The organism is Sulfurimonas sp. (genome assembly GCF_041563035.1).
Classification (GTDB): Bacteria; Campylobacterota; Campylobacteria; order Campylobacterales; family Sulfurimonadaceae; genus Sulfurimonas.
This window is the reverse complement of sequence record NZ_JBFFNS010000004.1, coordinates 55,350-78,364: the sequence shown is the minus strand read 5'-3', so window position 1 is coordinate 78,364 and position 23,015 is coordinate 55,350. Positions and strand designations below refer to the sequence as shown.

The 23,015-nt window shown below is 35.1% G+C and carries 26 protein-coding genes; 16 read left to right on the top strand and 10 right to left on the bottom strand.

The genetic code is table 11. The features are described from left to right. Positions 1–8 precede the first annotated feature (8 nt). Positions 9–794 (top strand): AmmeMemoRadiSam system protein B, encoded by a 786-nt coding sequence (amrB, locus tag ABZC13_RS04695; protein WP_373000828.1) that lies wholly within the window; start codon positions 9–11, stop codon positions 792–794. After that, positions 791–1,108 (top strand): cupin domain-containing protein, encoded by a 318-nt coding sequence (locus ABZC13_RS04690; RefSeq protein WP_373000826.1) that lies wholly within the window; start codon positions 791–793, stop codon positions 1,106–1,108. The genes amrB and ABZC13_RS04690 overlap by 4 nt, the downstream gene beginning before the upstream one ends. Here ABZC13_RS04690 and ABZC13_RS04685 read toward each other — a convergent pair. Genes ABZC13_RS04685 through ABZC13_RS04665 form a run of 5 tightly spaced genes read right to left on the bottom strand, consistent with a single transcriptional unit; the run spans position 1,095 to position 4,565 of the window. Continuing rightward, on the bottom strand, positions 1,095–1,949 hold the full coding sequence (locus ABZC13_RS04685; RefSeq protein ID WP_373000824.1) for an ABC transporter ATP-binding protein: 855 nt from the start codon (positions 1,947–1,949) through the stop codon (positions 1,095–1,097). The two genes, ABZC13_RS04690 and ABZC13_RS04685, sit on opposite strands and share 14 nt — an antisense overlap. Continuing rightward, positions 1,946–2,647 carry a molybdate ABC transporter permease subunit gene (gene modB, locus ABZC13_RS04680; protein ID WP_373000822.1) on the bottom strand — a complete coding sequence of 234 codons (702 nt, stop codon included), beginning with the start codon at positions 2,645–2,647 and terminating at the stop codon, positions 1,946–1,948. Before modB ends, ABZC13_RS04685 begins: the two co-directional genes overlap by 4 nt. After that, a complete protein-coding gene (locus ABZC13_RS04675; protein WP_373000820.1) occupies positions 2,641–3,042 on the bottom strand; it encodes a molybdopterin-binding protein in 402 nt (133 codons plus the stop codon). Before ABZC13_RS04675 ends, modB begins: the two co-directional genes overlap by 7 nt. After that, complete coding sequence (gene modA / locus ABZC13_RS04670) at positions 3,039–3,776, bottom strand: molybdate ABC transporter substrate-binding protein (protein ID WP_373000818.1); 738 nt, start codon at positions 3,774–3,776, stop codon at positions 3,039–3,041. Before modA ends, ABZC13_RS04675 begins: the two co-directional genes overlap by 4 nt. A 9-nt stretch (positions 3,777–3,785) precedes the next feature. Further along, a complete protein-coding gene (locus ABZC13_RS04665; RefSeq protein ID WP_373000816.1) occupies positions 3,786–4,565 on the bottom strand; it encodes a TOBE domain-containing protein in 780 nt (259 codons plus the stop codon). 146 nt (positions 4,566–4,711) lie between these two features. Between ABZC13_RS04665 and ABZC13_RS04660 the strand changes: the two genes are divergently transcribed. The 7 genes from ABZC13_RS04660 (at position 4,712) to ABZC13_RS04630 (ending at position 12,192) form a co-directional block, all read left to right on the top strand. Continuing rightward, the gene (locus tag ABZC13_RS04660) at positions 4,712–5,245 is read left to right on the top strand and encodes a hypothetical protein (RefSeq protein ID WP_373000814.1); all 534 of its coding nucleotides are present in this window, start codon (positions 4,712–4,714) and stop codon (positions 5,243–5,245) included. Between the two features lie 113 nt (positions 5,246–5,358). After that, the gene (locus ABZC13_RS04655) at positions 5,359–7,305 is read left to right on the top strand and encodes a 7TM diverse intracellular signaling domain-containing protein (protein WP_373000811.1); all 1,947 of its coding nucleotides are present in this window, start codon (positions 5,359–5,361) and stop codon (positions 7,303–7,305) included. Positions 7,306–7,433: 128 nt separating this feature from the next. Further along, positions 7,434–8,828: a response regulator gene (locus tag ABZC13_RS04650; RefSeq protein ID WP_373000809.1), complete on the top strand. Its 1,395-nt coding sequence runs from the start codon at positions 7,434–7,436 to the stop codon at positions 8,826–8,828. A gap of 25 nt (positions 8,829–8,853) precedes the next feature. Then, entirely contained in the window at positions 8,854–9,357 is a 504-nt protein-coding gene (locus ABZC13_RS04645; RefSeq protein WP_373000806.1) for a gluconate 2-dehydrogenase subunit 3 family protein, read from the top strand. Next, a complete protein-coding gene (locus tag ABZC13_RS04640) occupies positions 9,354–10,970 on the top strand; it encodes a GMC family oxidoreductase (RefSeq protein ID WP_373000802.1) in 1,617 nt (538 codons plus the stop codon). Before ABZC13_RS04645 ends, ABZC13_RS04640 begins: the two co-directional genes overlap by 4 nt. Further along, on the top strand, positions 10,967–11,602 hold the full coding sequence (locus ABZC13_RS04635; protein WP_373000799.1) for a hypothetical protein: 636 nt from the start codon (positions 10,967–10,969) through the stop codon (positions 11,600–11,602). Before ABZC13_RS04640 ends, ABZC13_RS04635 begins: the two co-directional genes overlap by 4 nt. Beyond that, the gene (locus tag ABZC13_RS04630; RefSeq protein WP_373000796.1) at positions 11,599–12,192 is read left to right on the top strand and encodes a hypothetical protein; all 594 of its coding nucleotides are present in this window, start codon (positions 11,599–11,601) and stop codon (positions 12,190–12,192) included. The genes ABZC13_RS04635 and ABZC13_RS04630 overlap by 4 nt, the downstream gene beginning before the upstream one ends. 52 nt (positions 12,193–12,244) lie before the next feature. Here the strand turns inward: ABZC13_RS04630 and ABZC13_RS04625 are convergent, their stop codons facing one another. Together ABZC13_RS04625 and ABZC13_RS04620 are read right to left on the bottom strand one after the other, a co-directional pair. Then, a complete protein-coding gene (locus tag ABZC13_RS04625; protein ID WP_373000793.1) occupies positions 12,245–12,751 on the bottom strand; it encodes a DUF302 domain-containing protein in 507 nt (168 codons plus the stop codon). Continuing rightward, the gene (locus tag ABZC13_RS04620) at positions 12,751–13,728 is read right to left on the bottom strand and encodes an SLAC1 anion channel family protein (RefSeq protein WP_373000789.1); all 978 of its coding nucleotides are present in this window, start codon (positions 13,726–13,728) and stop codon (positions 12,751–12,753) included. Before ABZC13_RS04620 ends, ABZC13_RS04625 begins: the two co-directional genes overlap by 1 nt. A 154-nt stretch (positions 13,729–13,882) precedes the next feature. Between ABZC13_RS04620 and ABZC13_RS04615 the strand changes: the two genes are divergently transcribed. Further along, positions 13,883–14,161, top strand: a complete 279-nt coding sequence (locus tag ABZC13_RS04615; protein WP_373000786.1) for a peptidylprolyl isomerase — start codon at positions 13,883–13,885, stop codon at positions 14,159–14,161. A 5-nt stretch (positions 14,162–14,166) separates the two neighbouring features. Beyond that, the gene (gene aguB / locus ABZC13_RS04610; protein WP_373000783.1) at positions 14,167–15,012 is read left to right on the top strand and encodes an N-carbamoylputrescine amidase; all 846 of its coding nucleotides are present in this window, start codon (positions 14,167–14,169) and stop codon (positions 15,010–15,012) included. On the opposite strand, the gene ABZC13_RS04605 is transcribed toward aguB, so the two are convergent. Then, positions 15,009–15,266, bottom strand: coding sequence for a hypothetical protein (locus ABZC13_RS04605; RefSeq protein WP_373000780.1), 258 nt, complete (start codon positions 15,264–15,266; stop codon positions 15,009–15,011). The genes aguB and ABZC13_RS04605 overlap by 4 nt on opposite strands. A gap of 143 nt (positions 15,267–15,409) precedes the next feature. Between ABZC13_RS04605 and ABZC13_RS04600 the strand changes: the two genes are divergently transcribed. Next, complete coding sequence (locus ABZC13_RS04600; protein ID WP_373000777.1) at positions 15,410–16,213, top strand: J domain-containing protein; 804 nt, start codon at positions 15,410–15,412, stop codon at positions 16,211–16,213. Here ABZC13_RS04600 and ABZC13_RS04595 read toward each other — a convergent pair. Together ABZC13_RS04595 and ABZC13_RS04590 are read right to left on the bottom strand one after the other, a co-directional pair. Then, positions 16,210–17,160, bottom strand: a complete 951-nt coding sequence (locus tag ABZC13_RS04595) for a DUF234 domain-containing protein (protein ID WP_373000775.1) — start codon at positions 17,158–17,160, stop codon at positions 16,210–16,212. The genes ABZC13_RS04600 and ABZC13_RS04595 overlap by 4 nt on opposite strands. A 28-nt stretch (positions 17,161–17,188) precedes the next feature. Next, positions 17,189–18,460, bottom strand: coding sequence for a DNA polymerase IV (locus ABZC13_RS04590; protein WP_373000772.1), 1,272 nt, complete (start codon positions 18,458–18,460; stop codon positions 17,189–17,191). Positions 18,461–18,540: 80 nt separating this feature from the next. On the opposite strand from ABZC13_RS04590, the gene ABZC13_RS04585 reads away from it, so the two are divergent. The 4 genes from ABZC13_RS04585 to ABZC13_RS04570 are packed head-to-tail and all read left to right on the top strand — an operon-like array spanning position 18,541 to position 22,878. Beyond that, positions 18,541–19,008: a hypothetical protein gene (locus tag ABZC13_RS04585; protein ID WP_373000769.1), complete on the top strand. Its 468-nt coding sequence runs from the start codon at positions 18,541–18,543 to the stop codon at positions 19,006–19,008. Then, the gene (gene nfo, locus ABZC13_RS04580; protein WP_373000766.1) at positions 19,008–19,856 is read left to right on the top strand and encodes a deoxyribonuclease IV; all 849 of its coding nucleotides are present in this window, start codon (positions 19,008–19,010) and stop codon (positions 19,854–19,856) included. Before ABZC13_RS04585 ends, nfo begins: the two co-directional genes overlap by 1 nt. 44 nt (positions 19,857–19,900) lie before the next feature. Further along, complete coding sequence (locus ABZC13_RS04575) at positions 19,901–21,133, top strand: OmpP1/FadL family transporter (protein WP_373000763.1); 1,233 nt, start codon at positions 19,901–19,903, stop codon at positions 21,131–21,133. 8 nt (positions 21,134–21,141) lie between these two features. Continuing rightward, a complete protein-coding gene (locus ABZC13_RS04570; RefSeq protein WP_373000760.1) occupies positions 21,142–22,878 on the top strand; it encodes an ATP-binding protein in 1,737 nt (578 codons plus the stop codon). Positions 22,879–23,015 lie beyond the last annotated feature (137 nt).

The following is a 23,015-nucleotide window of genomic DNA, read 5'->3' as shown; positions in this document are numbered from 1 at the left end:
GAGAAGTTATGAAAAGAAGTATGAGTGTAGCGGGTAGTTTTTATCCGGCAAGATCAGTAGAACTTGAGAGATATTTTGAACATTTCAACACAGTATATGAAGAGAACTTTACTCTGCCGGATGTAAAGAGCAGGGCTGTTATAGTCCCTCATGCAGGATATATCTACTCCGGTTATACGGCAAACATAGCTTTTAGGATTCTGCAACGCAGCGGAGTAAAAAAGTTTGTAATCATAGGACCTTCTCATAGAGTCGCGTTTGCAGGAATCACTCTTTGTGATTTTCAAAGCTATGAGACTCCGTTTGGAGATATAGAAGCAGACAGAGATATGACCCAAAAGCTAAAAGATGGATTTGAACTGACCTGTCTACAAAGTGCACACTTTGAACACAGCACAGAGGTACAGTTTCCATTTCTAAAAAACTATATACCGGACGCAAAAATTGTTGAGTTGGTGTACGGCAGTGCGTATGCAGAGGATGTTTCAAAAATTATAGATTTTGTTTTGGCACATGAGGATTACGGTGTTATTATAAGTACAGACCTAAGCCATTTTTATGACTTGGATGATGCCAACAGGTTGGACAATATCTGTTTGGAAGCTGTTACAAATCTGGATACTCATAAACTTACTAGCGGATGTGAAGCCTGCGGGATGATAGGAGTAGAAGCGATGATGCTAAGTGCAAAAAAGTTATCTCTAAACTCTCACATACTTGATTATAGAACAAGTGCAGATGCTAGTGGAGATGTAAGCAGGGTCGTTGGATATATGAGTGCGTATTTTATATGAAAAAGTATAATATATTTGCAAATATTCCAGCCGAGATAAAAGAAGAACTCTTTGAAGATATAATCTCAAAAGAGTCTGTTAAAATTGAGCGAATCATCTCAAAAGGTCATACTACAACAGAGTTTGAGTGGTACGATCAAAAGAGAAATGAGTGGGTAATAGTGCTTAAGGGCGAGGCGATCTTAGAGTTTGAGAATGCCAAAGACAAAAGACTAAAAGAGGGTGACTATCTAAACATACCCGCGCACACAAGACACAGAGTCTCTTGGACAAAACCCGATGAAGAGACTGTATGGCTTGCTATACACTACTGACTATTGGAGTAAATGCCTTAGTACTTACTTCTACTGCATCTCCAATATTTAGGTTTTGTGCTTCATCTTCACTTACAACTACTTCCACGAGTTGCTGACCGATAGCGATGATGGCGATATAGATAACATCTACTTTTTTTATATCTAAAAGTTCACCGCTAAAAGAGAACTTTTGACTTCCCGATGTTCGCAGAAGTATATCTATAGGTTTTCCGTCGTTTGTAATTTGTCCATTCTCTAAGACTACAACTCTAGATGCAAGTCTATATATCTCGCTAGGATCGTGGCTAACCATGATGGTAGTTGTATTAAACTCACGGTGAAGAGTAAGAATCTCATTTTGCAGTTTTGTTCGCATAGCAGGATCAAGGGCAGAGAGAGGCTCATCCATAAGTAGAAGTTTTGGTCGTCTCATCATGGCACGGCAAAGTGCAACTCTCTGTTTTTGTCCACCGCTTAGAGTGTTTGGAAGTCTATCTTTAAGCTCACTAAGTTCTGTGATGCCAAGCAGATGCTCTGCTAGCTCCAAGTCTTTTTTTACATATAAAAGGTTGTTTAAAACACTCATGTTATCAAAAAGAGCGTAATCTTGAAAAACAAAACCGATGGCTCTTTTTTGCGGCGGCAGTTTAGTTTTCGCATCTAACCAACTATCTTCACCGACTTTTATATTTCCAGTAGCATCTTCAAGCCCTGCCAAGATGCGAAGAAGTGTAGTCTTTCCGCTTCCACTTTTCCCGCTCAGTGCTAAGAACTCTCCTTCTTGGATGCTAATGTTTAGAGATAACTCCATATCAGACTGTGAGCCATGAAGTTTTTTATTTATATTTATATCAATCATCGGTGAAATCCAGCAAATTTATTATTGTTTTTATGGTTAAAGATGTAAACACTCAACAGAACTAAAAAGCTCATAATAACCATTAGAGCACTGTAAATATGTGCAGAACTATAGTCCATAATCTCAACCATCTCATAGATGGCTACAGATGCTACTTTTGTCTCATCCGGGATGCTTCCACCAACCATAAGCACTACACCAAACTCTCCGACCGTATGGGCAAATGTCACGATTATCGCAGTGATAAGTGCGGGTTTCATATTTGGAAGTGCGACTTTTATGATAGTCTCTAACTTACTTTTACCACTTATGTAAGAAGCTTCAAGCATATTTTTGTTTATGGATTCAAATCCGCTTTGAAGAGGTTGAACCATAAAAGGAAGAGAGTAAAATGAACTTGCAATGACAAGACCAGTAAAGTTAAAAACCAGCTTCACCCCAAAATACTCATCAAAAAAAGCACCGATAGGAGAGTTTTGAGAGAGGGCTATCAGGATGTAAAAACCTAAAACAGATGGAGGCAGGACTATAGGAAGAGCAGTTATAGCTTCTAAAACAGGTTTACTTTTAGAGCGGGTCTGCGAGAGCCACCAAGCAAGGGGCATTGAGAGTACAAAGAGTATAAGTGTAGTTATCCCGGCGAGTTTAAATGATAGTGCAAAAGGAGCAAATTCAATTGATTGAAGCATCTCTAACATTCGATTATCTCCTTGATTGATAACTCACTTGCTTTTATAAAGAGTGTAACACTATCTCCTACTTTTAGGTTCATTCTGAGGGATGAGTTTTTAGTTATGATACTCTCACAAGTGGCATCTCCCGTATTTAGTTTTATGCTGCTTAAAAGCTCACCATTGTTTATCTCTATTATCTTTGCATCTAGCTGATTTGAGTAGCTTATCTCTCCACTGAACTCTTTTGCTATTGCTATGTGAGTTGGTTTTGCAGTGAGTATGACTTGGCATCCAACATCTACTTTTTCGTTTAGATCCAGACTCATCATACTTAGGCTTTGACCACTGAAGTCAAAATTTACTATGTTTAGATTTTCTACACTTTTTATTTTTGTTATTGTCGCAGTGAATTTATTCATGGTAGTAAGTATCCATATTCTTTAAATATTTTTTTTGCATCATCTGAGAGGATAAAGTCATAAAAAGCTTTTACCTCTTTGTCATCTTTTAACATGACTATGCCTTGTTGGATGGGAGTGTATAGTTTTGTATCGACTGCTACCCAGTTTTCATTTTCTTTGTATTTTGACATATTAGATGAGTAAAGTGATGACTTTGCAATTATCCCGACATCTGCTGCAGTTACAGCGTAAGAGACGGTTTGGGAGATAGACTCACCGTAGACAAACTTACTCTTCACATCATTTTCAATCCTTACATTTGTTATTGCTTGCATAGCCGCTATTCCATAAGGAGCAGTTTTTGGATTTGCTATCGCTACTTTTGATACTTCCTCACTTTGAAGTATATAGATGCCATCACTTAAATCTCTTTTTTTGTTACTTAAAATAGCTAATGAACCTAAAGCATAAACAACAGGCTCCGTAATCGCTATTTTTTCTTGATATAACGCTTGTGGATATTTCATGTTTGCAGACATAAATATATGATATGGTGCACCATGTTTTATCTGTGCTGTAAGCTTGCCGCTGCTTCCAAGAGTTACACGTACTTTTGTTTCTGGATGGGTCTTGTTAAACTCTCTTTTTAAGTCTTCTATTGCATAGCTTACATTTGCTGCCACGGCTATGCTTATGGTCCCTGCATTCACCACTGAGATGCCAAGAAGTAGTAATATTAATAATCTTTTCATTTAGTTTCCTTAGATGCTAACAATAATATCTGTAGCTTTTATGATCGCATATATCTCTTGACCTATCTGTAAGTTAAGTGATTTTAGTGACTCATTGCTAATAGCAGATGTAAGAGTATTTTTACCGATAGATAGTTTCACTTCAGTACTTACAGCATCTGTCTTAAGCGCTGAGATAGTGCTTTTGATGATATTTCTGGCACTGATTCCATGAAGCTCATGAGTAGAAAGCATGATAGAACTCTCTTGAATAAGAGCAAAGACTTTGTCACCTTGTTTTAGGCCCATATCTATAAATGTTGCAGTTGGGATGATTGCATAAAGGGAACTCTCTTCAGAGATGCCAATCTCGACTTTGGTGTTATACTCAGCTGTGTTAAACTCTTTGATATGACCGGTAATCATGTTTCGAGAACTGCTTTTCATATGCAGTTTACGAATTAGCGAGAGGTGGTTGTCACTGTTTAGCTCATTTTCATCTACTTCAAGCAACAGAGCGTTATAAAACTCTTTGAACTTTTTAAATGTATTGATGAGTTCTTTACCGACTTTGGTTACTTGTGCTCCGCCACCGTTTTTTCCGCCTGTCACTTTTTGAACAAGAGGCTTATCAGATATGTTGTTCATAGCATCTACCATGTCCCAGGCAGCCTTGTAACTCATCTTCATAGCTCTTGATGCTTTGGATATAGAGCCATACTCATCTATCTTTTCAAGAAGTTCAACTCTACCATTGCCCAGTAGATTTTTCCCCTCTTTTTTAAACCAGATACGACCTTCTATTTCCACACTGAACCTCTGTATAATAAAATATATAACGGTATGATATCAATTTTAAAAAAAGATGTCAATTGTTATATCTGTTAAATTTAGTTTATATAATTTTAATCCTCTAAGATGTAAAATAAATCAATAGCTAAAATTGGAGGTGTGTGATGAGAAGTGTTTTATACGTTTTATTAGTTTTGTGTATGCCGATAAGTTTGTTTGGAGCAGGTGCAAATAGTAGTTTTAATTCAGTGGACAAAGAACTAGATAGTCTAAAACCAATGAAGATGCAGCAAAAAAAAGTTGCAGTTTCTTCTAATGATGATTCCCAAGATTCTCAAGATTCACAAGAAGATAGCGCTAATGCAACTAATATCCATCCTACACTATATTTAGTAGTTAAAGATGATCATAAAAATCATGATTTTAGCAAATTTAACGGATATATGCATATTGACTACGGTATGATTTTTACAGAAAATTTTGGAAATGATAAGTATGGTAAGGTTTATCGCTCTCTAACCCATAGAGCAGAACAAGAGTGTATAAAAAGAGCACAATATATTCAAGGTGCTCATATGAATACAATCAATGTTGTGTTAGATTATTTCAGTTATACAGGAAGAGCTCCAGCATTAGAAAACAACGGTGGTTATGGTTATGGAAGTGCTAATCTACACTGTTACGTATATAAAAATTAAAATAAATGTTGCTTAATGGCATAATGTTTTAATAGCCAGTATAGTTCTGAATATGAATAATTAAAAACGGTTTAATAATATTAATGTATAATCTCCTAATTCTTGGAGATATAATGAAACATATTTTAATATTACTATTTTTAACAGCTTTTTTATTTTCTAATGACGTCTTAACTATAAATCAAAATGAGACGGCTTATGAGCTTGGACAAAGTATTGACTACTATGTTGATGAAAGAGGCGATCAAACTTTAGAAGATATCCGCTCTGAAAAATTTATCTCTCATCACAAGCCTATCCCAAACTTCGGATTTTCAACACAGACATATTGGTTTAAACTACAATATAATTATGATGAGTTGATGAAAAGTAAGGAGTGGTGGCTAAATATTGACTATGCGCTTCTGGATTTTGTAGATATCTATGTCTTTGATGAAAAAGAAAATTTACTAATGCATAAAGAGAGTGGGGACTTAAATAGTGAAGCTAAAAAGGATGTAGAGCAAAACAAGTTACTCTTTTCTCTGCCAGCAGAGTCACTAGGTACTTATACTTTATATATGAAAGTAAAAACAACGGGTTCTATGTTTGTCCCGATGCAGATTATCAGCACAAAACCACTTTTAGAGACTACGCATCTAAACCAGACTCTGACAGGAATGTATTACGGGATTTTATTTATCTTGATTCTTTACAATAGTGTTATTTATATCTATACACGAGAGAAAATTTATATTCTGTATGTATCGTTTGTAATCTCTTATGCTTTGTGGCAACTCTCTTTTGATGGTTTGGGAATGCTATATCTTTGGCAAGACAGTCAGTGGATGAAGGAAAAAAGCACAGTTCTATTTATTTACAGTAGTACCTTTTTACTTATGCTTTTTTCTCAGACGCTTTTAAAAGCAAAAACAAATATTCCACGTTATAACAAATATGTTCTTCAACCATTAAGGTATATCTCTGCTGTTGGAATCTTGGCTTCAATAGTTCTTCCATATAACAACACTATAATCCTTGGAGCTGTTCTTGCAACTGGTGTACCTGCTGCACTCTTTATAGCCGGTCTTATGGTCATTAAAAAAGATTACTACTCTATCAGACTTTTTGTGCTTGGCTGGGGTATATTTTTGATAGGGACTATACTTTTTACTCTTAGTAAGTTCAATCTGATGTCGGGTTATATAATTATGAAGTATGCCCAGCAGATAGCATCTGTGATAGATATGATTCTTCTTTCCGGAGCTTTGGCTGAACGCTTTAAACGTCTACAAGATGAATATACATATAAACTTAAAAATCATAATAAAAATCTACAAAATGCCGTAACAGATGCGCTAAAACTAGAGAGAAAAAAAGATAAGATCTTGATTGAGCAATCAAGACTTGCATCTATGGGTGAGATGATAGAGCAGATATCACATCAATGGAGACAGCCTCTTAATGACCTGGGTCTGTTAAATCAAGACCTTTACTTTAAACAACAGCTTGGTACCTTGGAAGATGATGATTTTATAAAGACTCATAACAGTGTTGACAGTACTATAAAGTATATGTCGGATACTATTGATGACTTCAGAAACTTTTATAAAAGCGATAAAGAAGAAGAGATCTATCAACTCAGCAGTGCAATTGAGAGTATTTTATCGATTGTAAGACCAACTTTGGAACACTCTGGTATCCAAGTGACTTTAAAACTAGATTATGAAGTTAATGTCCGTAATGTTAAAAATGAGTTACAGCAAGTTCTACTCATAATTTTAAACAACGCTAAAGATGCAATGATAATAAATGCTATAGAAGATAAGAAGATTATTATTGAAGTAACAGCTGATGAAAAAAATGCTTATATTCATATATGTGACAATGGGGGTGGAGTTCCTGAAGATATCAAAGCAAAGATATATGACCCTTACTTCACAACTAAGTTTACAGGACAAGGAACAGGCATAGGGCTTTATATGTCAAAAATCATAATTGAAAAAAATATGCACGGATATTTAAGTTTGAAAAATTTAGATGATGGAGCCTGTTTTAGTGTAAAACTTCCACTGGCATAAAAGCATAAATATCTTAAGAAAAAAGATGATATGATTACTAATAGTTATATTTAGACGTAAATACACAACTAAGATCATTGAAGGTGGGTTTAGATGGCTAAGCTACTAATCATAGAAGGTGGGTTTAGATGGCTAAGCTACTAATCATAGAAGATTCTAAAACCCTCTGTATGGTTTTTGATGAACTGCTAAACAAATATACCAACTTTGATTTCGATATAGCCATGAGTTATGAAGAGGCAAGACTGTTTCTATCCCAAACAAGATATGAGTTTGCAGTAGCAGATATGAACCTTCCTGACGCACCAAATGGTGAAATCATAGCTCTGTTAAACAAACATAACGTTGCTCCCATAGTCTTTACAGGTATATTCGATGAATCCTTTAGAGAGGGTTTTGAGACTGCAAGAATAGTTGATTATGTACTAAAAGAGCGTTTTGAAAGCACTATCTATGTAGTTGAAAAACTCAAACAGCTAGAAGCAAACAAAGAAAAATTTGTGCTTGTCGTAGATGACTCTGCACTGTATGCAAGCTTTTTGAAGCAAAACTTTTTGCTTCATCATTTTAAAGTGATAAGTGCAAGTAACGGAAAAGAAGCTTTAGAGAAGCTAGAAACTTATCCCGAAATAGAGTTAGTGATTACTGATTACCATATGCCTGTAATGGATGGTCTGGAGTTTGTTAGAGAGATCAGAAAAACAAGAACCAAAAAAGATCTAAGCATCATTGTTTTAACTTCAGATACAAACTCATACACAACGAGTCGTTTTTTAAAAGATGGTGCAAATGACTACATAACAAAGCCATTTTCCAGAGATGAGTTTTATGCGAGGATTTACCAAAACATCGAGACAGTTGGACTATTTGAGTCAATGCGTTCAGAGTTTAGTGAAGACATTATAGAACTGCTCTCAGAGGTAACGGAGTTTAAGAGCACAGAAACATCATCTCATATAATACGTATGCGTGATTACACATATCTTTTGGCAAAACTCCTTGGAATGTTTGATGAAGAAGCTAAAATGGTAGCAAAAATGTCGATCATGCACGACATCGGAAAAATCACAATCTATGACGGTATTTTATGCAAACCGGATAAATTGACAGACAGTGAGTATGAAGAGATGAAAAAACATACTGTAAATGGTAAAAAACTTCTTGAACGTGCATTTAAAAGTGATCCTAAGGCTGGTAAAGTAGCTCAAGAAATTGCTATGCATCATCATGAAAAGTGGGATGGAACAGGTTATCCTATGGGGCTAAGTGGTGAAGATATACCCATTCATGCAAGAATAGTCGGTCTAGTCGATGTTTTTGACGCTTTAGTGCATAAAAGAGTCTATAAAGATTCATGGACATTGGATGATACTCTTTCATATATAGAAAAAAATTCAGGCATTCATTTTGATCCTAAAATTGTAAAAATATTTCTTCTCAATGTAGGATGTTTTATAAATGTTGTAAATAAGTATGATGATGAAGAAGCAAAAGATGGATATTGTAAAGTTAGTCATTTGTAATTATTTAGTGTAGTATAATAACCTCATGTTTTTAAAAACCAGACGTACTTTTTTAAAAAAGACTGCCTTTAGTACCACTGCACTTGTTCTTCCTCACACAGAACTTTTCGCATCTGCATCTATAATTGACACACTTGCATTAGCACAGAGAGATTTATATGGAGATCTACAGAGTGCTCCTAGCTTTAAAGAGATAAACTCCAGAGCATATTTGAGCCTTATTTTAACTCACTCTCGTGTTGATGAAGATTCAAAGAGGTATATAAAAAACGGGGCTGTCTGGTTGGACGAAGAGGCTATGGATCTTTATAAAAGACCATACATAAAGTTAAGCTCAAATGAGCGTCAAAAAACTTTGAAATCAATCGCTACTTATACTTGGGGTGAAAGCTGGATAGATACAATGTTAAGATTTATTTATGAAGCAGTTTTAGGTGATACTATTTATGGTGTAAACAAAAATGAAAGCGGATGGAAGTGGTTAGGTCATGCCTCTGGTCTGCCTCGTCCTAAGGAGCCTCTGCTATGAAATACGATGTTTGTATAGTCGGAAGTGGAGCAGGTGCTTCTCCTATAGCTTATGAGCTGTCAAATGCCGGTTTTAATGTAGTGGTTTTAGAAAAAGGAAAGTACTACAAAGAAGAGGACTTTTCAAAAGATGAGTTAGCAGTCTCACGTAGAGATAAGTTTACACCTCTTTTAAAAGATGAACAACACGTTATAAATGAACGTAAAGAAGATGGCGCGATTCAGAGATACGAAGGTTTCAGTAGTGGCTGGAACTTTTGGAATGGTTCAATGGTCGGAGGCTCATCAAATCTTATGAGTGGATATTTTCATAAGATGCAGAAAAATGACTTTAAACTAAAAAGTGCTTATGGAAATATAGAGGGAGCAAATGTTGTTGACTGGCCAATCTCACTTGAAGATTTAGATCCATATTATGAGAAAGTTAAAATGGTTGTTGGAGTATCAGGTGATGAGATGCCATACAGACCATTGGAAGTAAACGGTGCAACAAAATGGTTTGATAAGACCTGTAAAGAGTTAGGTTACAAAAGTTTTGCAACTCCAAGAGCCATACTTTCAAGCCCAGCATTAGGTAGGAACAGTTGTTCATATAGTAATTTTTGTGGAAGTTATGGCTGTGCTACAGGAGCAAAGGGAAGTGCAAGAGCAGCTCTGCTTCAAAAGTGTGATGCCAAGATAATTAGCGAAGCATTTGTATACCGACTAGATAGTGATAATAGTAAAATCACTAAAGCACACTACTATGACAAAGATATGAAGTCTCACTCTATAGATGCTAAAATATTTGTAGTAGCTGCTCAAGCTATAGAAAGTTCAAGACTACTTTTAAACTCTAAAAATAAGCACTTTCCTAATGGTCTGGCAAATAGCTCAGGGCAAGTTGGAAAGAACTTGATTTTCTCTGGCGGTGGTGCAGGAACAGGTCGTCTAAACAAAGAAGACTTTAGCGAAGAAGAGTTTAAAGAACTTATGACTCCGGGACTCTTTTTTAACCGCTCACTTCAAGACTGGTATGAGTATGAAAATAATGGTAGAAAATATAAGGGCGGAACAATAGACTTTCTCTTTGAACACTCAAATATTATCTCTCGTGCATCTAGAGAGTTCTACGATAATGATGGCAATATCATGTGGGGTAAAAAACTCCAAGAGAAGATTCACAACACACTTACAACTTCAAGAGTTTTAACATTTGAAGTTTTTAACGACTGGCTGCCGACTGACTACACATATGTGAGCATCGATGATAAAGTAAAAGATAAGTATGGTGTAGCAGTTGGAGCTATAAATCTTTATGGTCATAAGAGAGATGTTGAGGTGGGAGAGCATCTGGCATCTATGGCTGAGAAGATTTTAGAGAAAATGGGAGCTACCGAGATATCAATAGGTATTTCAAGCTCACCGCCACCGAACCTTGTAGCAGGTGGTTGTCGCTTCGGCACAGATGCTAAAACATCAGTTCTAGATAAAAACTGTAAAGCACATGACTTAGACAACCTCTACGTCACAGATGCCAGCTTCATGCCCACTGGCGGAAGCGTCCCATACACATGGACAATCTATGCAAACTCTTTTAGGGTAGCAGACTACTTAAAAATGATTATAGAATGAAATATATTATTGCTTTAGTAATTATGTTTGTCTTTTTAGGATGTTCTTTTAATAAAGATAGACCTAAGTCATGGGAAGTTAAAAAAGAAACAACTAAATATAGTATTGATGGGTTATATGAAAATATAGATGTAGGCAATACTCATGAATATATGAACAATACTGCTGATAGATTTATTTCAGACAATAGAAATGCATTAGAGTTTGATAAGATAGATTTAGAGAATAGACGCAAAGCATCGTTACACTATTTTCTAAAAATATCTACTGAAGATAATAGCAACACAATTATAAAATATATAGAGTTAAAACTGAAAAAAAGTAAATTACAAATTTCATTGCTTGATAAAGACTTTAATATTTTAGAAGTAGTTGAAAAAAATATTTTATCGGATGAAAATAATCAATCAATTTATATTTCAAAATATAATTCCGAAGTAGCTAATCATAATATAGTGGCTATTGCTGGTGTAAAAAATACAACAGAATTTTTATCGGATGAAAAATATCTTTATGTTAAAGATAGCGAGTATGGTGCGGCTTTAATAGTATTGCCAATACCTTTGCCAGTAGTTGCTTCTGGTAATGAATGGTATAGGTTTAAAAGAGTTGATGGAGATATTATAAAATGAAAGAATTAAAAATATATGTGTATATAGTTTTATCTGCTATATTTTTAGTTTCTTGTTCAAATAAAAATTTGGATATAGATGTAAAAAATAACATAACATCTATAGAGATAGATAACAATATTAGTGGATCAATATATCCATTTTTTATGTCGAAAAATAATGATAAGGTAGAAAAATATGGAAATGAAAAAGCTTCAAAAAGACTCGCTCTATATCTTGAACGAAATAATATAGATATAAAAAAGAATTATCAAAAAGAGTTAAAAAAAGCCTTAGATAATAATGACTTCTTTAAAGAAAAAATTGTTAAAAATGGAGACTATGTTTTAGCAAGTACAATAGAAATGTATGGACTAATTTATCCTCATATATATAATGATAATTATAAACCTATAGTAAGGATAAAGATAGATATGATAAATAAGAAAACACAAGAGTTAGTATGGTCAGATAGTTGTCATATCAGCATTCTTAATAGTGAAACTATGAGTAGACCTTTTCATGAATATATTAATAATCCACGAATTTTAGAAAAAGCATTTAGCGAAGTTATGCAAATAGCAATTAGTGAAATAATCAGCGATATATAGTTCATGAGCTTGTAAAACATTTATTCCTCATTTAAAATGCTCATGATACTTTTTAAAAAAGTGTAAATCTAAAGTGTGTGAAGCTTAAAACTTCTTCCATATCTTTTATGACTTTCTCCATTATAACGCCTTCTCTTCTTCCAGAGAAGAGTCTGGCCATAACATAACCGTTACTTAGTCCGATGATAACACGACCGTCACTTTTTTCATAAACTGAGATGCTAAGAGGCATCTTTGTAGCCATGAACTTGCTCTCATCAGCACTTAGCATCTCAGAAGCATACTTAGCATTACAGAACTTGATAATCTTTACTCTTCCAACATCTGCTCCGCCATTGTTGATTAACTCTTCTTGCTGATTTATAACACTTGATACATGCCAGCCATCTTGTTTGTTTATTCTGTTTTGAATCAGTTCTACAGTTTTGTCAAACTCGTATGAAGACTTCACCTCTTTTAAAAGCATGGTTGGAGCAGCTATTTTAAAACCTATGCCCATAACAAATACACTAAGAACTAAACCTAAAACACCGCCTACTAAAATTGATAACTTATTCATTATGCTTCCTCCGAAATACAGATGCTTTTAGCTCTGTATGCTTGTATAGTTTTAAAGGCAACAAAGCCAACGACCAAAGTAGTGAGAGCTATTAGACCCATAGATGCCAGATATGTAAAGGTGTTATGAAATATCATCTGCATCATAAGTGTGGCTATTGTTATGGCTGCAAGTGGAAAGGTATATGCCCACCATGAAATGTAAAAAACCTTTGTGTCGTACATCCTCATCATAAACAGAAGCAGTAAAAGCGTAAAGAGTGCAATGAAATATAAAAACATTGCAAATATATCTATAGAGCCGTTAGTGATTTTGAGATAACTTACAAACCCGACAGCCGGTGGTGCTATAAAGATGAAAAAAGTGGGTACAAGTTTTTGTGCTAGTGGATGATGAAAGAGAATCCTGTTCATGGTAATGGTAAAAAGAACTATCCAAAAAAACATTCCAAGTGAGAAGAAAAATAGCGATACATAAACAGGTGCAGCCTCAATTCCTATGATAGGAACAAGAACATTACCTACGATAGGGATGAACCAGGCAGGGTTACTGTGTACTACTTTTAGCTCGTTGTGTATCCAGTATCTGATAATTATTAGTGTAAATGCCAACTGAAGAGGTGCCCCGATGTACCATAGAAGTATGGAAAGTGTCGGAGCAAAATCATAGTAGGCAATAGAGAGCAGTAAAAAACTAATAGAGATCGCCGCCATGAAAGAACTTTTAACAGGATGGAAAAACTCTTTTTTTACTGCATCTGTGTAGTGAAGCAGTTTTAGCATGTAGGCTGTAAAGATTACTAAAAACAAAACTGTATCTATGAAGAGTATAGTCGCGTAAAACCAGTAAGAGAAATCCAGAAGATGATAGGCTTTTGCAAAGATTATTGCAAAGCCTGAAAGCCCCATAACTATAGCAAAGAGCTGAACAGGAAAATGTTCTAGTGACCTTTTGTTAAATGGCATCGCAGTTTCCATTATATTCCTTTGGATTAATTTGATGGAATTATAATATATATATTGTTAAGTTATAATAAATATAAAATGTAGTTTTTTACTTTTAATGATGAAGATTAAAAACTATTATAAAAATTATTGTAGAATTGCACCATTAAAACAAAAAAGGATATTTATGGCTTACGCAACAGCAAGACATATTTTAGTGGCAAGTGAAGACGAGTGTAATACTTTAAAAGCAGAGATCGAAAACGGAGCTTCATTTGAAAGCGTAGCGCAAGCTCATTCTCAGTGCCCATCAGGCTCTCAAGGTGGAGATTTAGGTAAATTTGGTCCTGGACAAATGGTTCCTGAATTTGACCAAGCAGTATTCAGCGGTGATGTTGGAGTACTTTACGGACCTATCGAGACACAGTTTGGTTTTCACCTTCTAGAAGTAACAAGTAGAGGTTAATGATTATGGTAAAAGTATCAGCTATCCAGATGCAGATGAGTGATGACAGAGATTCAAATGTCTCAAAGGCAGAAGCTCTTGTTCGTGAGTCTCATGCAAACGGTGCACAGATCATACTTTTACCGGAACTCTTTTCATCCCTTTACTTTTGTAAAGATATGGATGAAAAGTACTTCTCTTTAGCGACTCCTCTAAAAAACAACTCACTAATAGAACAGTTTTCTTCTCTTGCAAAAGAGCTTAGTGTTGTTATATTAGTAAGTTATTTTGAAAAGAGTGAAGAGAACTACTTTAACTCTTTAGTCGTAGTAGATGCAGACGGTAAAGTAATGGATAACTATCGTAAAACTCATATACCTGATGGACCTGGATATGAAGAGAAGTTCTACTTTAAACCGGGTGACACAGGCTTTAAAGTTTATGACACTGCTTATGGCAAAATAGGTGCCGGCATCTGCTGGGATCAGTGGTTTTGCGAGACTGCAAGAGCTTTAACGCTTATGGGTGCCGAGATTATTTTCTATCCGACTGCTATAGGAAGTGAACCAGAGATTCATCTTGACTCAAAAGAGCATTGGCAACGTGTTCAGATGGGTCATGCGGCAACAAATACAGTTCCGGTTGTAGTTGCAAACCGCATCGGAGAAGAAGATGGGGAGAGTTGTTCTTTGACTTTTTACGGTTCTTCATTTATAACTGACTATACAGGTGCAAAAGTTGCTGAAGCTTCTAGAGATAAAGAAGAGATAATATACGCAGAGTTTGATCTGCAAGACAACGCTAAACAACGTGAATACTGGGGTTTAATAAGAGATAGAAGATCTGAATCATATAAGGTCATATGCGACTAACAATTATTTTTATTCTTTAGTTTATCCAAGCTTTTATTGGATTTCTTTATGTATAAAATGATTATGTCAAGTTCTTCTTGAAGTTGGATGATTATATCTTCATTCGTCTCTTTTTTTAGACGTTTCTCAATTTCAAGCTCTCGTTTTTCTAGTTTTTCTATGAGGCTTTTAAGAGATTTTTTCTTGCCGGATGCTAAATTGTTTTCCAGATTTAAAGATTTTATTACATTGCTTATAAATTTTTTTATACCCATTATAAACTCCCATTTGAACTTTCTTTAATCTGCATTTTAACCTTTGAGAGTCACAGGCTTATTACGTTATTATCAAAGATAAATCATAAATTGGAACTTTTTTTGCTTTATAAAGATTAAAATATCTCAAAAAAGGTAGGTCTATGGAAATTGTACTCCGCAATAATCTTATTCTTATCACAACAGGTTTTGATACTTTAAACACTTCGTGGATGAAAGATTTTCTTAATCATCACGCGAGAGGTATGCTCTTTTTACCAAAGGCTGTACTTGTTTTTAGAAACGAAACACTAACTGAAGTTAGAGAAGAATTTTTACACGAACTGTCACAACACCATGCAAAAACGCATGACTTTGACCATAAATTTTTTCTTCGTTCGATGTTAAAGTATGGAACACAACCTATAAAGATTGAACTCGAAAAACTTGAAGATCCTCAAACTATAAAAGTAAATCTTTATGCTTATGATAAAAACACAGTTCTTATCTCACTGGATCAGCCTAACTTATGGGTACTAAACTACTTACGTTCACAGCTGGAAGTTTATGTTGAACGAGGGACTGATATCTCTTTGGTAGTAGATGTAAGTGACTTTAAGGCAAAAGCTAGACTTGAGCGCGCACTTAATAAACGGCATATTTTGCATTATCAGATTCAGTACAGTTACGACAATCGTTTCATGAGTAAGCTCTACAGTGATTTTGCTTCGTTTAGTTTTGGTGACCTTTGTAAGAATCAGAATGATGATGAAAATATGCGTCTTTATACGGTACTGGAGTGTCCTGTCGGAGCGAGTCAAGATGCACTCAAGAAAAGCTATAAAAAACTGGCTAAAGTATATCATCCGGATAAGATAATTCATGAGAGTCCAAATATGGTAAGGCACTACACGCAGAAGTTTCAACTTCTTCAAGAAGCTTATACAGCACTTCGGATAGTCAGCTAAACATTAGAATCAAACAGATGATTTATCAGTTCGGTGTTTGAAGCGTTTTTAACAAGTGATTCAAAATCTTCTGAACTGTATAGTGCCAAACTTTTACCCTGCATCTGTTTTAACTCTTTAGAAAACCCTCTTTTTGAAAATAAAATCGTTTGAGATGGTTCAATGTCTAGCTTTTCACACTTCTCTTGAAGTTTGTGTAACTCACTTTTGTTTACTCTATGGTTTGTCCATTTACACTCAGCTACGTAAACTCTCTCATCATCAGTAACTGTAAGTATGTCTATCTCTATCTTTGCATCCCAGTAACTACCGGAACTGAGTATTTGAGCATCTCTGAGGTTATAGTTTAGCAGTACTTCTGAGAGCTCTTCAAAAACAAGACTTGTGTAGCTGTTTTGTTTAGTTTCAAAGTTTTTAAAGAGTTTTTCGTAGTCGCCGTTTTTTATATCTCTTATATGAGGATATATAAAGTAAAACCAAAACCTGATAAACGGATATGTAAAAAGAACTTTATGAGAGATTCTATGACGTGCTATCTCTTTTTTTAGTTTGCCGTTTGGATTTAAACTTTTTGCAGGCTCTTCTCTTGAATACTCTATCTGGATGAGTCCTTTTTCTTGGAGAAAATTCAGTGCACTTCCACCATTTGCATTGTTTAGTCCAGCTCTGTTAAATGCAGAAAAAATTCGTCTGTCGCCTACTGCTAGTGCTGTTAATAGACGCTTGTTATTTGATTCTTCCATGACGAGCTGACCTATCTTTTCATTATACATATCAAAATTTTGAATGATTAGATCTTCTATGAGAAAAGTTATAGGCTGTGTTGTGTCTATCTCTAAGCCGAGTCCACCAAAGATGGCAAAGTACTCGATCTGGGTCTCCATATCGTCAGGATAGTTTCTAAAATAAAATGAACGAAATTGTTCTAATAGTTTTACATTTGTCATTGGGTATATTTTATCATAAAAAAATTACCTAAAGTTCACTTCCCCATTTCAATGCATCGATGCCATACTTTTCTCTTAGTATCTGTGTTTTTTCTGTTAGGTCTTTCATCTTCTGTTCATCGGCAAAACCAATAAGTGAGAGTTCCTTTTTAGAGTCTCTAGTAAAGCTCGAACAGTTTATACTAAGTCGTATAACATGGAGTCGTCTTTGTGTGTCTGCTTCATTAAAAAGGCTAAGACAAAGTGAGTCAAACTTTTTTTCTGTAAAGATTTCTGCAAGAGAGATGTTTTTATGAGAACTCTGACTCATTTCATAAGAGATGCTTAGATGAAATACGGTCGGAATAACATTTAACTTTAATATGGCAAAACTTAGATGCCTGGCCAATATATGAACCCTTCGTCTGAGTTCCGCTCTGTCATGAAGCGGGTCAAATGTTCGAGATATGCCTATGGATTTTCTCTTGTGTGTGGTCTCAATGGGTGCATCTGTGAGACCGCTTACTCTTTTGTACAACTCTTTTGCATATGGGCTCCAAGACTCTACAGTTCCACGTCTTTGTTTTAAATCGCCTAGAGTGTGAATTTGCGCTGAGAGGAGTCTGTTTTTCATACTTTTACCAATACCAGCAAACTCACCTACAGGAATATTCTGTATAAATGCATCCAGCTCATAAGGATAGATAGTTTTGCATCCAAATGGTTTAGCTGCGTTAGTAGCGAGTTTTGCAATATAGCGAGTTTTTGCAGCACCTATAGACACAGGAAGTTTAATTACTCTTTTTATCTCATGTCTTAGGTTATCGATGAACTGTTCGACTTCATCATCATCTACCCAGCCAGCCAAGTCTCCGTAAAACTCATCGATACTTGCTTGCTCTATGAGCGGGATCTTTGATTGTAAAAACTCATGAAGTTCATGAGAAAGCTTTTGGTACAGAGACATATTTGGTGCTTTTATGATTAAGTGAGGGCAAAGTCCAAGAGCATCTTTTATATTCATGGCAGTCTTCACTCCATAAGCTCTGGCTTCATAAGAAGAGGTTGTAAGTATGCCTCTTATTTTTCCTTTATCATCTTTAAATGCATCCAGGTCGTCATCACTCTCTTCATAGGTCTTATAAAAAGTTGGAACAAATGAGCCAGAGTTGTCAAAGTTTACTGTTTGTTTTTTTGCATCTTTGCTGAAAATCTTAGTATCACTTCTACCGCCGATAGCAACAGGCTTATGTTCCAGTGATGGATCTTTTATGCGAGCAGCACTTACAAAAAAGCAGTCTATATCTATATGTATTTTCATTTTTTAATTATATATAAAATAAAAGGCTTCTATGAAAAGTATGACAGATTGAAAATAAATTTCTTGCTATAATCTCGTCTATGAAATATTTAATAATTGCATTTGCTCTTTTGTTCACTGCCTGTAGTACCAAAAACTATGAAGTTACACAGACAAAGATAATCATCATAAAATCACCAAAACTAAAGTTTGCCGATGTTGGTTACCTCCGAAACTCCGAAAAGTCCATAGAACTTGAACTTTTTACAGCCGGCAAAGCGATAGAAAAAATAACTATAAATCATCTTATCTGTACAAGTGAAGGCTGTATGACTAAGAGTGGATTTAACAAAGACTATATGCATTACTCATATCCATCATCAATTATGCAAAACATACTTTTAGGACATCCTATATATGATGGAAAAAATAGAGTTCAGACTTCTGATGGTTTTGAGCAAAAGATAGAAGATGAAAATGTAAATATAACTTATAGAGTGAGTTCAAATGTAACATTCTTTAAAGATTCAAATAACAAAATAATATTTAAAATCAAGGATACAAAATAATGTCAAATAAATATGTAGGAGCGCATTGCTCGGCAAGCGGCGGAGTTTACAATGCCGTAACAAATGCACAGAAGATAGGCGCAAAGGCTTTTGCACTATTTACAAAAAACCAAAGACAATGGGTTGCAAAAGATTTTGACACAGAGACGATAGATAAGTTCAAACGTGCACTTGATGACAGTGGAATACTTCCAAAGCATGTGTTACCACACGACTCATATCTTATTAATCTTGGTCATCCAGAAGCTGACAAACTTGAAAAATCAAGAGAAGCCTTTGTAGATGAGCTTCAAAGATGTGAACAGCTTGGACTTGACAGACTTAACTTTCACCCGGGAAGTCACTTAAAGCAGATTAGTGAAGATGAGTGTCTTAGTATAATCTCCGAGTCTATTAATCTAGCTCTTGATAAGACAAGTGATGTAAAAGCTGTTATAGAAAACACAGCCGGACAAGGCAGTAATCTTGGATATAAATTTGAGCAATTAGCACAAATAATAGACAAAGTAGAAGATAAAAGTAGAGTTGGAATCTGTATAGATACTTGTCACATGTTTGTAGCAGGTTATGATATAAGAACAAGAGAAGCTTATGACAAAACATGGGATGATTTTGGAAAAATTGTAGGATTTGAGTACCTAATGGGTATGCATATTAACGATTCAAAGCCGCCACTGGGTTCAAAAAAAGATAGACATCACTCTCTTGGAAAAGGTGAAATAGGTTTAGACGCATTTGGCTTTATTATGAATGATGAGAGAATGAATGACATACCACTTGTACTTGAAACTATAGATGACAGCATCTGGAAAGAAGAGATAGAGCTACTTTATTCTTTGGAGAATTAAGCTAAAGTCATGTAACATTGTGCAGACATTTAAAAGGGAAATAAATGAAAAAAATAGTCTTATTATCTTTAATTGCAAGCTCAATGTTGATGGCGGGTGGATATAAAATCCCAGAGACTTCACTTAATGCTGTGGCTCTAAGTGCTGCAAATATTGCACATAACAAGAGTGCAGATGCTGCTTACTACAATCCTGCCAATATGGTTTTTATGGAAGATAAAAACAATATGGAACTGGATTTGACTTATATTGGTCTTAATCCTATAAACTATAAGGGAACAGTCTCTGGTACGAATCAAGACTTAGACGCTCAAAGTGAAAGTTTTGTTGTTCCAACACTACACTATGTTTCGGGGAAAACTGGAGAAGCTCGTATAGGACTTAGTATTGTTTCTCCTGGAGGACTTTCTAAAAGATGGAATGAAGAACCTGCAAAAACAAAAGCAGAAGAGTTTACTTTAAAAATTATTGAGATCAATCCGACATTTGCGATTCCCTTAAGTGATAAAGTATCACTTGCTTTTGGATTTAGAATAGTTCATACATCTGGTGTAGTAAAGAGTAATGGGAATATTGGTGGTCCATTTACAGCTTCTCGTGATATGACAGGAGATGCACTTGACTATGGCTATAATCTTGCGTTAGCTTATAAACCAACATCAGATTTGGAGTTAGCTGCTACATACCGTTCAAATGTTAATTTAAATGTTGAAGGAAATGCAAAACTGGTTACTACAGCAGGTGGTGGCTCTACTTACGATGGAGAAGCTAAAGTAAGAGTTCCTCTTCCTGCAACTTTTAGTGCCGCTGCTGCATACACATTACCTTCTAAAACTACTGTTGAATTCGTATATGAGAGAACTATGTGGTCCGCATATAAGGATTTAGACTTTGATTATGATGGAACTGAAAGTGCGACTTTAGCATCTATATTTGGTGCTTCAGTAGAAAAAAATTGGAAAGATACAAATGCATTTCGTTTAGGTTTGACTCAAGAGTTAGAGAGTATGACTCTAATGGCTGGTATAGTGTATGATGAGTCTCCTGTTCCAAGTAAAACATTAGGTTTTGAACTTCCTGATTCAAACAGTTTTTCTGTATCACTTGGTGGACGTTACCAAATAAACGATAAAATTGAGGTTGGTTTATCAGCTCTTTACTCTATGCGTGAAACAAGAAAAATAGAAACTAGCGACGCTAATGATAATAATTTAGTAGGTGAATTTACAAATTCAAATGCACTTTTAATCTCTACAGGTGTAAGCTACAAGTTTTAAGGATAATATTGAAAATATTAGTTGATTTTTTACAAAACAAAAAAATAGAAGAGTCTCAGATATTTGCACAACTTAAGTGTAGTGTAAATGAAGCTTTAATGCTTCAAAATCTAGCAAAAAAATATATGGAAGGTCAGGACGATGTCTTAGTCTTAGAACTACTTAATGAACTATATGAAGATAGTAATTTTGAGTATTTAAGTCATCTTCAAGAGGTGAAAATACTTCTTGAGCTTGGTTGGATACACCAGCAAAGTTTTACGCCGGTAAAGATTTCTGAGGTTACACCTTTAGAGCTTTTAAACACGGCTGTTGGTCTTACTCCATCATTTTTAAAACTGCTTCAAGATGGTGCTCCGGATATGGAGTTACCCGATATTAAACCATATACTGATCATCTTGAATATCTCCAAGATCAGTTTTTTAGGGTAGAACTTTATCAGAAGATGAGTACCATCCGTCAAAACGTTCATGAGCACTCTCTTGGCATCGATAGAGTTCAGCATAAACTTCAACTGCTAGAGCAGAGAATAGCTCAAAGAGTTGAACAGACTGCGGAAAAATTGGTTTTAGATAAATTTTTTAAACAAAAAAAGTTTCAGATTAAAGAAGAAGTTATATTTTTGGCTCTTCTTCGTGAAGAGTACAGCGCTACAGATGCATCTCTTCGTGAGATGAACGCTTTGATAGATTTGATTTCTTTAGATGAATATGACCGTATTAAAAATCGTTCACTTTTAGAAGATGGCTCAAATCTTATCAACGATGGAATAATCGACTATGAAGAGATGCTCAATCCGTTTGGTGGCATCTCTAGAGCATTTTACATTGTAGATGAGATCCTTCAAAGTATCATACATCCGCAAAAAAATAAAAAAGTCCGTCGTTTAAAACTAAATGCACTAATAGATGAGCAGGATATATTTGAACTTATAGACCCTGTCACTTCTTTAGAAGATGTTGTTCTTGCAAAAGAGACACAAACAACGCTAGAGAACTTGATGCGTCAAGTAGATAAAGAGGTAATAGGTCGTTTAGTGGAGTGGGGCATAAAAGATAAAAAAAGCGGAATAGATGCCAGAATAATCTTTTATGGACATGCCGGAACCGGTAAGACTATGACAGCTTATTCACTTGCTAAATCACTTAAACGTCAAGTCCTTGCCTTTGACTGTTCTAAGATTCTTTCTATGTATGTTGGAGAGAGTGAAAAGAATGTTCGTAAGATCTTTGATACTTTTTATGACTTAAGTGAGAAAACAAAGACAGAACCTATTTTGCTACTAAATGAAGCAGATCAGTTTTTAGGTGCACGTTCTAGCGGTGTTTCAAGTGGATCTGAACAGATGCATAATCAGATGCAAAATATTTTTTTAGAACAGATCGAAAATTTTAGGGGTATGCTTATAGCTACAACAAACCTGCTTGAGAACATTGACAAAGCATTTTCAAGACGCTTTAACTATAAGATAGAGTTTAAAAAACCAGATGAAGCACAAAGAGTTCAGCTTTGGGAAAAGATGCTTCCTGTGAATGCTCCATACGATGATAAATTCGATGTGAAAGTGCTTGCTAAGTATTCTTTGACGGGCGGACAAATCAATCTGATCATAAAAAATACAGCCTACAAAGTAGCCGTTACAGATGAACCGCTTTTTACTTTAGATGACTTCGTAAGTGAAATCAAAAGAGAAAAAGATGCAAACTTCGACAGCGAAAAATCAATGGGGTTTTTAAATAAATAACTCTACCTAAATGTAGAGTTATTTCACATTCTTATAATAAATTACATAAAATCTAATCAATATATTAAGCGGAAATTTAGCTATTCTTCACTCTTTACGAATCCTTACGTTACTTTTTTACACCTATGTTACCAACT

Coding starts and splice junctions, on each gene's coding strand:
- ABZC13_RS04600 (WP_373000777.1), top strand. CDS start 15,410: ATGGAAATTGTACTCCGCAATAATCTTATTCTTATCACAACAGGTTTT.
- ABZC13_RS04615 (WP_373000786.1), top strand. CDS start 13,883: ATGGCTTACGCAACAGCAAGACATATTTTAGTGGCAAGTGAAGACGAG.
- ABZC13_RS04685 (WP_373000824.1), bottom strand. CDS start 1,949: ATGATTGATATAAATATAAATAAAAAACTTCATGGCTCACAGTCTGAT.
- ABZC13_RS04675 (WP_373000820.1), bottom strand. CDS start 3,042: ATGAATAAATTCACTGCGACAATAACAAAAATAAAAAGTGTAGAAAAT.
- ABZC13_RS04655 (WP_373000811.1), top strand. CDS start 5,359: ATGAAACATATTTTAATATTACTATTTTTAACAGCTTTTTTATTTTCT.
- ABZC13_RS04625 (WP_373000793.1), bottom strand. CDS start 12,751: ATGAATAAGTTATCAATTTTAGTAGGCGGTGTTTTAGGTTTAGTTCTT.
- ABZC13_RS04690 (WP_373000826.1), top strand. CDS start 791: ATGAAAAAGTATAATATATTTGCAAATATTCCAGCCGAGATAAAAGAA.
- aguB (WP_373000783.1), top strand. CDS start 14,167: ATGGTAAAAGTATCAGCTATCCAGATGCAGATGAGTGATGACAGAGAT.
- nfo (WP_373000766.1), top strand. CDS start 19,008: ATGTCAAATAAATATGTAGGAGCGCATTGCTCGGCAAGCGGCGGAGTT.
- amrB (WP_373000828.1), top strand. CDS start 9: ATGAAAAGAAGTATGAGTGTAGCGGGTAGTTTTTATCCGGCAAGATCA.
- ABZC13_RS04575 (WP_373000763.1), top strand. CDS start 19,901: ATGAAAAAAATAGTCTTATTATCTTTAATTGCAAGCTCAATGTTGATG.
- ABZC13_RS04635 (WP_373000799.1), top strand. CDS start 10,967: ATGAAATATATTATTGCTTTAGTAATTATGTTTGTCTTTTTAGGATGT.
- ABZC13_RS04650 (WP_373000809.1), top strand. CDS start 7,434: ATGGCTAAGCTACTAATCATAGAAGATTCTAAAACCCTCTGTATGGTT.
- ABZC13_RS04630 (WP_373000796.1), top strand. CDS start 11,599: ATGAAAGAATTAAAAATATATGTGTATATAGTTTTATCTGCTATATTT.
- ABZC13_RS04590 (WP_373000772.1), bottom strand. CDS start 18,460: ATGAAAATACATATAGATATAGACTGCTTTTTTGTAAGTGCTGCTCGC.
- ABZC13_RS04585 (WP_373000769.1), top strand. CDS start 18,541: ATGAAATATTTAATAATTGCATTTGCTCTTTTGTTCACTGCCTGTAGT.
- ABZC13_RS04595 (WP_373000775.1), bottom strand. CDS start 17,160: ATGACAAATGTAAAACTATTAGAACAATTTCGTTCATTTTATTTTAGA.
- ABZC13_RS04660 (WP_373000814.1), top strand. CDS start 4,712: ATGAGAAGTGTTTTATACGTTTTATTAGTTTTGTGTATGCCGATAAGT.
- ABZC13_RS04640 (WP_373000802.1), top strand. CDS start 9,354: ATGAAATACGATGTTTGTATAGTCGGAAGTGGAGCAGGTGCTTCTCCT.
- ABZC13_RS04605 (WP_373000780.1), bottom strand. CDS start 15,266: ATGGGTATAAAAAAATTTATAAGCAATGTAATAAAATCTTTAAATCTG.
- ABZC13_RS04620 (WP_373000789.1), bottom strand. CDS start 13,728: ATGGAAACTGCGATGCCATTTAACAAAAGGTCACTAGAACATTTTCCT.
- modA (WP_373000818.1), bottom strand. CDS start 3,776: ATGAAAAGATTATTAATATTACTACTTCTTGGCATCTCAGTGGTGAAT.
- ABZC13_RS04645 (WP_373000806.1), top strand. CDS start 8,854: ATGTTTTTAAAAACCAGACGTACTTTTTTAAAAAAGACTGCCTTTAGT.
- modB (WP_373000822.1), bottom strand. CDS start 2,647: ATGTTAGAGATGCTTCAATCAATTGAATTTGCTCCTTTTGCACTATCA.